13 protein-coding genes are annotated in these 12,580 nt (G+C 70.3%); all 13 read left to right on the top strand.

Annotated elements, in window-relative coordinates; translation table 11 throughout:
* Window positions 1–106: 106 nt before the first annotated feature.
* The 13 genes from AAHZ94_RS01225 (at window position 107) to AAHZ94_RS01165 (ending at window position 12,524) form a co-directional block, all read left to right on the top strand.
* Window positions 107–1,318 (top strand): LCP family protein, encoded by a 1,212-nt coding sequence (locus tag AAHZ94_RS01225; protein WP_349989930.1) that lies wholly within the window; start codon window positions 107–109, stop codon window positions 1,316–1,318.
* Between the two features lie 428 nt (window positions 1,319–1,746).
* Window positions 1,747–1,971, top strand: coding sequence for a 50S ribosomal protein L31 (gene rpmE, locus AAHZ94_RS01220; RefSeq protein WP_349989929.1), 225 nt, complete (start codon window positions 1,747–1,749; stop codon window positions 1,969–1,971).
* A gap of 157 nt (window positions 1,972–2,128) precedes the next feature.
* Window positions 2,129–3,208, top strand: coding sequence for a peptide chain release factor 1 (gene prfA / locus AAHZ94_RS01215; protein WP_349989928.1), 1,080 nt, complete (start codon window positions 2,129–2,131; stop codon window positions 3,206–3,208).
* Window positions 3,209–3,217: 9 nt separating this feature from the next.
* Complete coding sequence (gene prmC / locus AAHZ94_RS01210) at window positions 3,218–4,099, top strand: peptide chain release factor N(5)-glutamine methyltransferase (protein ID WP_349989927.1); 882 nt, start codon at window positions 3,218–3,220, stop codon at window positions 4,097–4,099.
* Between the two features lie 95 nt (window positions 4,100–4,194).
* The gene (locus AAHZ94_RS01205; RefSeq protein WP_349989926.1) at window positions 4,195–4,842 is read left to right on the top strand and encodes an L-threonylcarbamoyladenylate synthase; all 648 of its coding nucleotides are present in this window, start codon (window positions 4,195–4,197) and stop codon (window positions 4,840–4,842) included.
* On the top strand, window positions 4,839–5,513 hold the full coding sequence (locus tag AAHZ94_RS01200; RefSeq protein ID WP_502964557.1) for an arsenate reductase/protein-tyrosine-phosphatase family protein: 675 nt from the start codon (window positions 4,839–4,841) through the stop codon (window positions 5,511–5,513). The genes AAHZ94_RS01205 and AAHZ94_RS01200 overlap by 4 nt, the downstream gene beginning before the upstream one ends.
* 547 nt (window positions 5,514–6,060) lie before the next feature.
* Entirely contained in the window at window positions 6,061–7,362 is a 1,302-nt protein-coding gene (glyA, locus tag AAHZ94_RS01195) for a serine hydroxymethyltransferase (RefSeq protein WP_349989925.1), read from the top strand.
* Between the two features lie 95 nt (window positions 7,363–7,457).
* Window positions 7,458–8,813, top strand: a complete 1,356-nt coding sequence (locus tag AAHZ94_RS01190; RefSeq protein ID WP_349989924.1) for an MraY family glycosyltransferase — start codon at window positions 7,458–7,460, stop codon at window positions 8,811–8,813.
* A 452-nt stretch (window positions 8,814–9,265) separates the two neighbouring features.
* Window positions 9,266–9,703 (top strand): Cg1360 family ATP-synthase-associated protein, encoded by a 438-nt coding sequence (locus tag AAHZ94_RS01185; RefSeq protein ID WP_349989923.1) that lies wholly within the window; start codon window positions 9,266–9,268, stop codon window positions 9,701–9,703.
* Between the two features lie 264 nt (window positions 9,704–9,967).
* On the top strand, window positions 9,968–10,777 hold the full coding sequence (gene atpB, locus AAHZ94_RS01180) for a F0F1 ATP synthase subunit A (protein ID WP_349989922.1): 810 nt from the start codon (window positions 9,968–9,970) through the stop codon (window positions 10,775–10,777).
* Window positions 10,778–10,858: 81 nt separating this feature from the next.
* The gene (locus tag AAHZ94_RS01175) at window positions 10,859–11,107 is read left to right on the top strand and encodes an ATP synthase subunit C-like protein (protein ID WP_184572433.1); all 249 of its coding nucleotides are present in this window, start codon (window positions 10,859–10,861) and stop codon (window positions 11,105–11,107) included.
* Between the two features lie 41 nt (window positions 11,108–11,148).
* Complete coding sequence (locus AAHZ94_RS01170; RefSeq protein ID WP_349989921.1) at window positions 11,149–11,703, top strand: F0F1 ATP synthase subunit B; 555 nt, start codon at window positions 11,149–11,151, stop codon at window positions 11,701–11,703.
* The gene (locus AAHZ94_RS01165; protein ID WP_349989920.1) at window positions 11,700–12,524 is read left to right on the top strand and encodes a F0F1 ATP synthase subunit delta; all 825 of its coding nucleotides are present in this window, start codon (window positions 11,700–11,702) and stop codon (window positions 12,522–12,524) included. Before AAHZ94_RS01170 ends, AAHZ94_RS01165 begins: the two co-directional genes overlap by 4 nt.
* Window positions 12,525–12,580: the final 56 nt, after the last annotated feature.

Below are 12,580 nucleotides of genomic sequence, written 5' to 3'. Positions count from 1 at the left end.
CTTGGCATGCAACCCTGGCGCCTGAGCCCTCGTCTGACTAGTCACGATGGGGCGCGCCAAACCGTGGCGTCAGGGGGTAGCGAAACCACCGAGGACTGAGGAGCCCATGGCGGACGAGAGCAAGAGCGAGTCGGTGGACCGGCGTCGCCATGGCCAAAAAGGCAAGCGCCGCAGGCCGAAGCAGACGACCAAGCGGCGTCGCGGACTGGTGATCACCGCATGGATAGCCGGGTCCGTCGTCCTGCTGGGCGGGGGAGCGCTCGGATACCTCTACTACCGGCTCAACGGCAACCTGACCGGTGTGGACATCAACGCCGCACTGGGCACCGACCGCCCCGACGACGTGGACAACGGCTCGATGGACATCCTGGTCCTCGGCTCGGACTCACGGGCCGGCAAGAACAGCAAGTACGGCAAGGACGAGGGCGGCGCCCGCTCGGACACCGCGATGATCCTGCACGTGTACGAGGGGCGGAAGAAGGCCAGCGTCGTCAGCATCCCGCGGGACCTGCTCATCGACCGCCCCCCTTGCACCAAGGACGGCCAGGAGGCCCCGGCGGCGCACCGGGCGATGTTCAACACCGCGTACGAGGTCGGCGGGCCGGCCTGTGCGGTCAAGACCGTTGAGGCGATGACCAGCATCCGCATGGACCACTACATGGAAGTGGACTTCTCCGGCTTCAAGAACCTCATCGACGACCTCGGCGGCGTGGACATCACCACGACCGAGCGCGTCCGGGACAAGAAGAGCCACCTCAACCTGGAGCCCGGGGACCACACCCTCAACGGCGAACAGGCGCTCGGCCTGGTCCGCACCCGGCACGCCGTCGGCGACGGCACCGACCTCGGCCGGATCAAGCTCCAGCAGGCGTTCATCAAGGCCCTGATCGACCAGGTCAAGGACGTCAACCTGTTCGGCAGCCCGAAGAAGCTGTACGACCTGGCGGACACCTCCACGAAGTCGCTCACCACCGACTCCGAGCTGGCGTCGGTCGACAAGCTGCTGGGCTTCACCCGCGGCCTCAAGGGCATCGACTCCAAGCACATGACGATGGTGACGCTGCCGGTGGTGTACGACACCATCGACATCAACCGGGTGGTGCCGATGGAGGAGAAGGCCCAGCAGGTGTGGCAGGCGCTGCTGGCCGACCAGCCGATCCCGAAGTCCGCCACCGAAGGCTCGGTCGGCAACCAGCCGGAGGCCGGCAAGGTGGTCGAGAGCGCCAACGGGCCCGAGCCCGACCCCACCGGCGGCTCCACGGGCCCGACCCCCACCACCAGCACCCCGGCCCTGACCCCGACCGGCACCCGCGGCTGAGCCCCGTCCGGGCGCGTCGGGCCACCGGCCGCGCCCCGTGACCTGGGCCGTACGAGGAAGTCGTACGAGGAAGTCGTACGGGAAGGGCGTACGGGAAGGGCGTACGGGAAGGGCGTACGGCGAGTCGTGAAGAGGCCGCACGGCAAGGCGTCGGGACGAAGCCCTACGGGCAGCCCTGCGCAAGCCGTGCACCGGCCGTCCGACCAGCCTCCGTCCGCTCCGGCGCGCCGGTCGGTGGGTTCCCCGGGCGGCCTGCCCTGGGGTGGGGGAATACCTCCCGACCGGCCCCCGTTTTGGGAGATGCGGCCAGTGCTGGCAGACTGGTCCGTCGGCTCCGGTTCACGTCGGGCAGCCATCCCTTCCAACCTGCCCATCAGGTCGAAGGGGGCCCAGCGACCCGGTGCCCTCCCGAAACCTAGGAGATTCCCTTGAAGAGCGACATCCACCCCGAGTACGTCGAGACCCAGGTGAGCTGCACCTGTGGCGCGTCGTTCACCACTCGTAGCACCGTGGGCGAAGGCACCATCCGTGCCGACATCTGCTCCGAGTGCCACCCGTTCTACACGGGCAAGCAGAAGATCCTCGACACGGGTGGCCGCGTTGCCCGCTTCGAGGCCCGCTTCGGCAAGAACGCCGGGTCCGCCAAGAAGTAGCGACCCCTTCGGCGCCGGTTCCCGGCCGCCCCGCCGGGGGTGGCCGGGGGCCGGCGTTCTGTCGTAGCGGCCACCTCCGGCCGCTGCGCGGGCCCGCGCCGACCGGCGCACGGGCCCCGTCCCACACCAGAGCCCCCTTGCGGAGAAACGAGTCCCGATGTTCGAGGCGGTCGAGGAACTGATCGGCGAGCACGCCGACCTCGAAAAGCGGCTCGCCGACCCCGCGGTCCACGCCGACCAGCGGGAGGCGATGCGGTTGAACAAGCGGTACGCGGAACTGACCCCGATCATCGCCACCTACCGCGCCTGGAAGGCGTGCGGCGAGGACATCGAGGCCGCTCGCGAACTGGCCGCCGACGACCCGGACTTCGCCGACGAGGTCAAGGAGCAGGAGAAGCTCCGCGAGGAGCTGACCGAGAAGCTGCGGCTGCTGCTCGTACCGCGCGACCCCAGCGACGACAAGGACGTCATCCTGGAGGTCAAGGCGGGCGAGGGCGGCGAGGAGTCCGCGCTGTTCGCCGGCGACCTGCTGCGCATGTACCTGCGGTACGCCGAGCGCGTCGGCTGGAAGACCGAGATCATCGAGGCCAACGAGTCCGACCTCGGCGGCTACAAGGACGTGCAGGTCGCGGTCAAGACCAAGGGCGGTGGCGGTGCCACCGAGCCCGGGCAGGGCGTCTGGGCGCGGCTGAAGTACGAGGGCGGGGTGCACCGCGTGCAGCGGGTTCCGGCCACCGAGTCACAGGGCCGCATCCACACCTCGGCCGCCGGCGTCCTGGTCACGCCCGAGGCCGAGGAGGTCGAGGTCGAGATCGGGCCGAACGACCTGCGCATCGACGTGTACCGCTCGTCGGGACCCGGCGGCCAGTCCGTCAACACCACCGACTCCGCGGTCCGCATCACCCACCTGCCCACCGGCATCGTCGTCTCCTGCCAGAACGAGAAGAGCCAGCTCCAGAACAAGGAGCAGGCCATGCGTATCCTGCGCTCACGACTTCTCGCCGCGGCCCAGGAGGAGGCCGAGCGCGAGGCGTCCGATGCGCGCCGCAGCCAGGTCCGTACGGTGGACAGGTCCGAGCGCATCCGTACGTACAACTTCCCGGAGAACCGGATCTCCGATCACCGGGTCGGCTTCAAGGCGTACAACTTGGACCAGGTGCTCGACGGCGAACTGGACGCGGTCATCCAGGCGTGCGTCGACGCCGACTCCGCGGCCAAGCTGGCCGCCGCCCAGTAGGAGGGGCCAGTGCAGCAGTCACCCGGGGGCCGCCCCCCGAACCCGCGGTCCGTGCTGCTCGCTGAGGTGGCACAGGCCACCCAGCGGCTCGCCGACGCGGGCGTGCCATCGCCGCGCTTCGACGCGGAGGAACTCGCCGCGTTCGTCCACGGCGTCAAGCGGGGTGAACTGCACGCCGTCGCCGACGCGGACTTCGACGCCCGCTATTGGGAGACGATCGCCCGCCGCGAGGCCCGCGAACCGCTCCAGCACATCACCGGGCGCGCCTTCTTCCGCTACCTGGAACTGCACGTCGGCCCCGGCGTCTTCGTCCCCAGGCCGGAGACCGAGTCGGTGGTCGGCTGGGCCATAGACGCGGTACGGGCCATGGACGTGGTCGAGCCGCTCATCGTCGACCTGTGCACCGGTTCCGGGGCCATCGCCCTGGCCCTGGCCCAGGAGGTGCCGCGCTCGCGCGTGCACGCCGTCGAACTCGACGAGAACGCCCTCCAGTGGGCCCGTAAGAACACCGAGGGCTCCCGGGTCGTCCTGCACCACGGCGATGCGCTCACCGCGCTGCCGGAGCTGGACGGCCAGGTGGACCTGGTGATCAGCAACCCGCCGTACGTGCCGCTGACCGAGTGGGAGTACGTGGCCCCCGAGGCCCGCGACCACGACCCGGCGCTGGCGCTGTTCTCCGGCGAGGACGGCCTGGACACCATCCGCGGCATCGAGCGCACCGCGTTCCGGCTGCTGCGTCCGGGCGGCGTCGTCGTGGTGGAGCACGCCGACACGCAGGGCGGCCAGGTGCCGTGGATCTTCACCGAGGAACGGGGGTGGGCGGACGCCGCGGACCACCCGGATCTCAACAAGCGCCCCCGCTTCGCCACCGCACGCCGGGCCATGCCATGACGAGCGCCATGGCGAAAGCACGCCCGCGCGGCGCAGCCGCGGTGCGCGACGGTGCGCCCCGGCAGACATTGGTCACGTACGAGGAGGTCCGTTAAATGGCTCGGCGATACGACTGCGGTGACGCGACCGACCGCAAGACCGGTCTGCGCGAGGCCGCGTCCGCGATCCGCCGCGGGGAACTGGTCGTGCTGCCCACCGACACCCTCTACGGGATCGGGGCGGACGCGTTCAGTCCGGAGGCCGTCGCTGACCTGCTGGCCGCCAAGGGCCGTGGGGGCGGCATGCCGTCGCCCGTCCTCGTCGGGTCCCCGAACACGCTGCACGGACTGGTCACGGACTTCTCCGAGCAGGCGTGGGACCTGGTGGACGCGTTCTGGCCGGGCGCGCTGACGCTGGTCGCCCGCCACCAGCCGTCGCTGACCTGGGACCTGGGGGAGACCCGGGGCACGGTCGCGGTGCGGATGCCGCTGCACCCGGTGGCGATCGAGTTGCTGACCGAGTTCGGGCCGATGGCCGTCTCCAGCGCCAACCTGAGCGGCCACCCGTCGCCGCAGGACTGCGACGCGGCCCAGGACATGCTCGGCGACTCCGTCTCGGTCTACCTCGACGGCGGGCCCACGCCGGCCACCGTGCCGTCCTCGATCGTGGACGTCACCGGCAAGGTGCCGGTCCTGCTGCGCGCGGGTGCGCTCAGCGCCGAAACGCTTCGCGAGGTCGTACCCGATCTTGAGGTGGCCAATTGACGTCCCCCCACGGGCGTGGCATAGCGGACGGTGGCTTCACCCGCGACGGTGACCCCGACGGCGCGGGCACCTTTCGCATCCTCCACGTCAGCACCGGCAACGTGTGCCGCTCGCCCATCACCGAGCGGCTGAACCGGCATGCCCTGGCCCACCGGCTCGGCGACCCGTACATCGGCGGTCTGGTCGTGGAGAGCGCGGGCACCTGGGGACACGAGGGCGCGCCGATGGAGGCGCACGCCGCCACGGTCCTGGCCGACCTCGGCGCGGACCCGGCCGGCTTCCTCGGCAGGGAACTCCTCGACGAGCACGTCATCCGCGCCGACCTGGTGCTCACCGCGACGCGCGACCACCGGGCCCAGGTGATCTCGATGGGGCACTCGGCCGGGCTGCGCACCTTCACGCTCAAGGAGTTCACCCGCCTGGTGCGGGCCATAGACCCGGCGACGCTGCCCGACCCCGAACTCAACGGCGGCGTGGTCGAGCGCGCCCGGGCGCTGGTACGGGCCGCGGCGGCGCTGCGCGGCTGGCTGCTGGCCCCCACCGAGGACGCGGACGAGGTGCACGACCCGTACGGGGCGCCGATCACGTTCTTCCGCAGCATCGGCGACGAGATCAACCAGGCGCTCGACCCCGTCGTCACGGCCCTGACCGGGGTGCCGACCCGGGCGTGAGGGCGTGCCGGACCCGGCGTGTGAGGACGCTGGCCCTGGCGTGAGGACGCCGGTCCGGTGTGCGGCTGCGGGCTGGTCGGCGGGTGCCGGCCGGTGGCCGGGGGTGGGTGTCCGGTCGGCGGCTGCTGTGTTGTTCGCCGGTTGTTGTGGTGTTGCCGGTCGCGCCGCCGGTTGTGATCCATCGCCCCCGGCCCCGGCTCGCTGTCCGTCGCGGCGCCACCCGGCCCGTACCGCCGTGCAGGAGTCGCCCGCAGGGAATCCGGGCGGCTCGTGCCCCGCAGGGGCTGACACGGGCTCGTATGGGCTCCCAGGGGCTCGTACGGGCGAGATGCCGGCCCCGCCCGCAGCCGTCGACCCGGCAACCGCCGGGCCGCAGCCGTCAACCCGCAGCCGCCGGGCCGCGGCGCCCGCCGCTGCGTGGCTGGGACGCCGCCGTTCGGTCGGCGTCTTCGCCCGGGTGCCGCGCGCCGTCCCCGACACCGGGCGCGGTTCGTCCGCCGGACCTACATTGGGCGGTACGTCCCCGTCTAGGCCCGGAGCAGCCGCCATGTCGGTCATCGCCACGTCCCTGCCACAGACCCCCTGGGGAACCGACCTCGCCGCGCTCCAGCGAGCCGACCCCGAAATCGCCGGAGTGCTGCTCGGCGAGGTGGAGCGGCAGTCCGGCGGGCTCCAGCTCATCGCGGCCGAGAACTTCACCTCGCCGGCCGTGCTCGCCGCGCTCGGCTCGCCGCTGGCCAACAAGTACGCCGAGGGCTACCCGGGCGCCCGCCACCACGGCGGCTGCGAACTGGTCGACCTCGCCGAACGGATCGCGATCGACCGGGCCAAGGCGCTCTTCGGCGCCGACCACGCCAACGTCCAACCCCACTCGGGCTCGTCCGCCATGCTCGCCGCGTACGCCGCACTGCTGCGCCCCGGCGACACCGTGCTGGCCATGGCGCTACCACACGGCGGCCACCTCACCCACGGTTCGCCGGCCAACTTCTCCGGCCGCTGGTTCGACTTCGTCGGCTACGGCGTGGACCGCGCCACCGGCCTCATCGACTACGACCAGGTGCGCGCGCTCGCCCTCGCGCACCGCCCCCGGGCCATCGTCTGCGGCTCGATCTCGCACCCGCGCCACCCCGACTACGCCGCGTTCCGGCAGATCGCCGACGAAACCGGCGCCTACCTCATCGCCGACGCCGCCCACCCCATCGGGCTGGTCGCCGGCGGCGCCGCCCCGAACCCGGTGCCGTACGCGGACGTGGTGTGCGCCACCACGCACAAGGTGCTGCGCGGCCCGCGCGGTGGCTTGATCCTGTGCGGTGCGCCGCTCGCCGAACGCATCGACCGGGCCGTCTTCCCCTTCACCCAGGGCGGCGCGCAGATGCACACGGTGGCGGCCAAGGCGGTCGCCTTCGCGCAGGCGGCCACCCCCGACTTCGTGGGGTACGCGCACCAGGTGGTCGCCCACGCGCGCACGCTGGCCAGGGTGCTGACGGAGGAGGGGCTCGGACTGCTCACCGGCGGCACCGACACCCACTTGATCAGCGCGGACGTGACCGGACTCGGCCTTGACGGGCGCACCGCCCGCGGACTGCTGGCCGCCGCACACATCGTCCTGGACACCTGCGCCCTGCCCGCCCCCGGCCGGGGCGCCGGCTATCTGAAGGGCATCAGGCTCGGCACCGCGGCCATCACCACGCAGGGCCTGGGCACGGCCGAGGTGGAGCGGGTCGGGCGGCTGATCGGGGCCGCCCTGCGGGGGGAGCCCGGAGTGCGCGACGCGGTCGTGGAACTGGCCGGGACCTTTCCCCCGTATCCGACCGCGGCGACGGCCCGGACCAGCGACGGGAACCGTTGAACCGCGCCAAGCGTCTGTCTTGAAGTTCACAGAAGAAGGCCGGACACGCATAGGGTGTGGGGCTGTGATGGCCAGCGAAACCTCTGGGGCAGCCCGTGCGTGAATACCTGCTGACGCTGTGTGTCACGGCTGCGGTCACCTATCTGCTCACCGGCCCGGTGCGGAAGTTCGCCATCGCGGCCGGGGCGATGCCCGAGATCCGCGCCCGCGACGTGCACCGCGAACCGACCCCGCGGCTTGGCGGGATCGCGATGTTCGGCGGACTGTGCGCGGGATTGCTGGTCGCGGCCCACCTGACCAACCTCAAGAACGTCTACGAGATCTCCAACGAGCCGCGCGCGCTGCTCTCGGGCGCCGGCCTGATCTGGCTGCTTGGCGTCCTGGACGACAAGTGGGGCGTGGACGCGCTGGTCAAGCTGGGCGGCCAGATGATCGCCGCCGGCGTGATGGTCCTCCAGGGCCTGACCATCCTGTGGATTCCGGTGCCCGGCGTCGGCACCGTCTCGCTCACCCCCATGCAGGGCACCCTGCTCACCGTGGCGCTCGTGGTGATCACCATCAACGCCGTCAACTTCGTCGACGGCCTGGACGGGCTGGCCTCGGGCATGGTGTGCATCGCGGCCACCGCGTTCTTCATGTACGCGTACCGGATGTGGTTCGGGTACGGCGTGGAGGCCGCGGCCCCCGCGACGCTGTTCGCCGTCATCCTGATGGGCATGTGCCTGGGGTTCCTGCCGCACAACATGCACCCGGCGCGGATCTTCATGGGCGACTCGGGGTCGATGCTGATCGGCCTGGTGATGGCCGCCGGCGCGATCTCGATCACCGGCCAGGTCGACCCCGACCTGCTGAACTCCTCCGCGGGTTCGGAGCGGGCCGCCGTGCACGCGATGGTGCCGGTGTACATCCCGCTGCTGCTGCCGCTGACCGTCCTCGCGGTGCCCGTCGCCGACCTGGTGCTGGCCATCGTGCGGCGCACCTGGAACGGCCAGTCGCCGTTCGCCGCCGACCGCGGCCACCTGCACCACCGTCTCCTGGAGATCGGCCACTCGCACAGCCGCGCCGTGCTGATCATGTACTTCTGGTCGGCGCTCATCGCCTTCGGCGCGGTGGCCTACTCGGTCAACTCGGCCAGCGTCTGGGTGGTCCTCACCATCGCCGTCCTGAGCGGCGTCGGCCTGGTCCTGCTGCTGCTCCCGCGCTTCACCCCGCACGCGCCGCGCTGGGCGGAGCAGGTCTTCCCGCCCCGCTACCGGCGCGGTCGCAGGCGAGGTGCGCACGCGGCGGGCGGCGCCCCGTACGAGGCGGCGGCGGACCCGGAGCGGACGGCGGGCGAGGACGATCCGCAGGAGGCGGACCGGGAGTCGGTGCCGGCCGGGTTCCACGGGGCGACGGCGGTCGGGGACCGTTCGCGGCTGCCGCAGCGCCGCCGGATCAGCACACACCGCTGACCGGGCGCCGCCCCGCCGGGCACTCCTGCCGGGTGTTCCCCGCCGGACGCCGCACCGCCCGGCCCGCCGCTCTCGGGTGGCGTACGGGTCCTGGCGTTACGGGTCCGGGGCCGGCGATGCGCAAGGCAGTCGATACGCAATGCAAAGGTGCGAAGGCCGGCGCCCGAGGAGGAGCGGCCGGCGGGGTGGGGCCCGATAAGGTGCATCCGCCCCTTACCAGACTTGGGCGACGACGTCAGTTAGGCGCGACGGAAGTCACCCTTCCGTGTGACGGGCAGCACACTTTATAGGTAAAGGCCTCATCAAATAGTTTGTGATACCGTTCACGAAACCCGGTGCACAGATCCTAAGGGCCCCAGTGCGATGGTCCTTTGGGTCCTAGGTCATCCCCTGCTCCGGGCTACGCTCGTCCATGACGACGCCCGCCCTCTCGCCCAGCCGGAGCTGCCGCCATGCAGTCGAATGACGCCCGAATCTTCCTCCATACCGCCGTGCCCACCGCTGCCGCCGGCGTACTCGCCGTCGTACTCAGCGCCGTGTTCGCAGGTGGCAAGGGGGCGATCGGTGCGGTCATCGGTGCGCTGTTGGTGATTGCGCTCATGGGCATGGGGCTCGTCGTCCTCCAGTGGATCGCCAAATCCCTGCCCCAGCTTTTCCAGGGCATTGGACTGGTGCTGTACGTGGTGCAGCTCCTGCTGATGGTGGTATTTCTCGCGGTGTTCAAGAACACGACGTTCTTTAACCCCCGGGCGTTCGCCATCACCCTGGTCGCCGCCACCATCGTGTGGATCGGAGCCCAGGCCCGTGCGCAGATGAAGGCCAAGGTCTTCTACGTCGACCCGGCGGCTGCCCAGGCGCAGAAGCCAGAGACCGCAGGGTCCTCGACGTGACACGTAGGGGCGGAATAAATGTCCGCACGAGCGCCTGCTATCGTCCGGTGCCATCTGCGGCACGGCTGGCGCCGGCGGCTGAACTCCCGTATTGCGCGGGACGCAACCAGCGGCCACCTCGGCAGGTGCCAGTGACCCGCCCCGGCCCAGCGCCGACCAGCCGCTCTCTCATCCGTAGGACCAGTCCAGTGCCGTTCCGTGGCTCCGTGCCGCGCCGACACAACGAGGTTGCCGTACCCATGCGCCACGCTGAAGGAGCTCGCGGTGAGTTCTGACCAGACGCTCGCCTTCGAGACCGATTGCCACATCTTTGACGGGTGCGGCTTCCCGGCCCCAGGGCTTCACTCGTTCACTTTCGACCCGATCTTCACCGTCGGCAGCTTTGAGTTCAACAAGCCGATGCTGCTGGCGTTGCTCGGAACGGTTGCCATCGTCTGGTTCTTCTGGGCGGCCTTCGGAAAGGCCAAGGTCGTTCCGGGCAAGCTCCAGATGGTCGGCGAGGCGGGGTATGACTTTGTCCGTAAGGGCATCGTCTACGAGACCCTGGGCAAGAAGGAGGGCGAAAAATACGTCCCCATCATGGTCTCGCTGTTCTTCTTCGTATGGATCATGAACCTGTGGTCGATCATTCCGGTGGCACAGTTCCCGGTGACGTCGATCATCGCTTTCCCCGCCGCCATGGCGCTGATCGTCTACGTCCTCTGGATGTACCTGACCTTCAGCAAGCACGGCTTCATCGGCGGTCTGAAGAACATCACCGGCTATGACAAGTCGCTCGGCGGAGTGCTGCCGCTGGTCATGTTCCTGGAGTTCATGTCCAACGTCATCGTGCGCCCCTTCACGCACGCGGTCCGGCTCTTCGCCAACATGTTCGCCGGTCACCTGCTGCTGCTGATGTTCACCATCGCCAGCTGGTACCTGCTGAACGGGATCGGCATCGCGTACGCGGGTGTCTCGTTCGTGCTGACCATCGTGATGACGGCCTTCGAGCTGTTCATCCAAGCCGTCCAGGCGTACGTCTTCGTGCTGCTGGCGGCCACTTACGTACAGGGCGCTCTGGCCGAGCACCACTGAGCACCCGCCTCCCTCAGTCCCGTCCCATAGACGTCCGGTGGCCAACCCCCACCGGTCCGTGAAAGAGAAGGAAGAACCGGCATGTCCGCTCTCCAGACCATTGCTGCTGGTGTCGAAATCAAGGGCAACCTTGGCTCGATCGGTTACGGCCTCGCGGCCATCGGCCCCGGCGTCGGCGTCGGCATCATCTTCGGTAACGGCACCCAGGCTCTTGCCCGTCAGCCCGAGGCTGCCGGTCTGATCCGCGCCAACCAGATCCTCGGCTTCGCCTTCTGTGAGGCGCTCGCCCTGATCGGTCTGGTTATGCCGTTCGTCTACCCGACCAGCTGATCACGGCGTAACGCCCAGTTGATTCGACGAAAGGCACTGATGTGAACGCCCTGGTACAGATGGCGTCCGAGGAGGCAGAGAACCCCCTCGTCCCGCCGATCCCAGAGCTCGTCATCGGCCTGATCGCCTTCGCGATCGTCTTCCTCTTCCTCGCCAAGAAGCTCCTCCCGAACATCAACAAGGTTCTGGACGAGCGCCGCACGGCGATCGAGGGCGGCATGGAGAAGGCCGAGGCCACCCAGGCCGAGGCGCAGCAGGTTCTCGATGACTACCGGGCCCAGCTCGCTGACGCCCGCCACGAGGCCGCGCGCCTGCGCCAGGAGGCGCAGGAGCAGGGCGCCACGCTCATCGCCGAGATGCGCGCGGAGGGTCAGCGGCAGCGTGAGGACATCATCGCCGCTGGTCACGCCCAGATCGAGGCCGACCGCAAGCAGGCCGCGCTCTCGCTGCGCCAGGACGTGGGCAAGCTCGCCACCGAACTGGCCGGCAAGCTCGTAGGCGAAGCGCTTGAGGACAACGCCCGGCAGAGCCGCACCATCGACCGCTTCCTCGACGGGCTTGAGGACAGCGCGACGAAGGCCGAGGCCACGCGATGAACGGAGCGAGCCGCGAGGCGCTGGCCTCCGCACGCGAGCAGCTCGACGCGCTGACGGACAACACCTCCGTCGACGCGGCGAAGCTCGCCGAGGAGCTGGCCGCCGTCACCACGCTGCTCGACCGCGAGGTGTCGTTGCGCCGGGCCCTGACCGACCCGGCACAGTCCGGCGACGCCAAGGCCGAGCTGGTGGGCCGACTGCTCGGCAGCCAGCTCGGCGGCGAGGTCATCGACCTGGTCTCCGGCATGGTCCGCTCCCGCTGGTCGCGCTCGCGTGACCTGGTGGACGCGGCCGAGGAGCTGACGGCCAGCGCCGACCTCATCGCCGCCCAGCGCGCCGGTGCGCTCGACGACGTGGAGGACGAGGTGTTCCGGTTCGGCCGGATCGTCTCCTCCTCCACCGAGCTGCGGGCCGCGCTGGCCGCGAAGGCCAGCCACCAGGGCGCCGCGGCGGCCAAGGCGGAACTGCTGCGCACGCTGCTCGGGGGACGGGCCAACCCGGTCACCGAGCGGCTGGTGGTCCGCCTGGTCACCCAGCCCCGGGGACGTAGCCTGGAAGCAGGGCTGGACGCCCTCTCCAAGCTGGCCGCGGACCGCCGCAGCCGCATGGTCGCCGTCGTCACCTCCGCGGTGCCGCTCACTGACCAGCAGAAGCAGCGCCTCGGCGATGCGCTCGCCAGGGTGTACGGGCGCTCCGTGCACCTCAACCTCGAAGTGGACCCCAGCGTCCTCGGCGGGGTCACGGTGCGCATTGGCGACGAGGTCATCAACGGCAGCATCGCGGACCGTCTCGACGAGGCGGCCCGGCGGATGGCCGGCTGACCAGCCACCAACTCAACAAGCATTGCTAGCGGCCCGAGTTGGGCCGACTGAGTCCT

Origin of the sequence: Streptomyces sp. HSW2009, assembly GCF_040240285.1 — a bacterium.
Taxonomy (GTDB): Bacteria; Actinomycetota; Actinomycetes; order Streptomycetales; family Streptomycetaceae; genus Streptomyces.
This window is presented reverse-complemented; position numbering and strand designations above follow the sequence as displayed.

Bases quoted from the DNA above. Each gene is read 5' to 3' on its own strand.
- AAHZ94_RS01225 (WP_349989930.1), top strand. From the start codon at position 107: ATGGCGGACGAGAGCAAGAGCGAGTCGGTGGACCGGCGTCGCCATGGC.
- AAHZ94_RS01165 (WP_349989920.1), top strand. From the start codon at position 11,700: ATGAACGGAGCGAGCCGCGAGGCGCTGGCCTCCGCACGCGAGCAGCTC.
- AAHZ94_RS01185 (WP_349989923.1), top strand. From the start codon at position 9,266: ATGCAGTCGAATGACGCCCGAATCTTCCTCCATACCGCCGTGCCCACC.
- AAHZ94_RS01175 (WP_184572433.1), top strand. From the start codon at position 10,859: ATGTCCGCTCTCCAGACCATTGCTGCTGGTGTCGAAATCAAGGGCAAC.
- glyA (WP_349989925.1), top strand. From the start codon at position 6,061: ATGTCGGTCATCGCCACGTCCCTGCCACAGACCCCCTGGGGAACCGAC.
- AAHZ94_RS01205 (WP_349989926.1), top strand. From the start codon at position 4,195: ATGGCTCGGCGATACGACTGCGGTGACGCGACCGACCGCAAGACCGGT.
- prfA (WP_349989928.1), top strand. From the start codon at position 2,129: ATGTTCGAGGCGGTCGAGGAACTGATCGGCGAGCACGCCGACCTCGAA.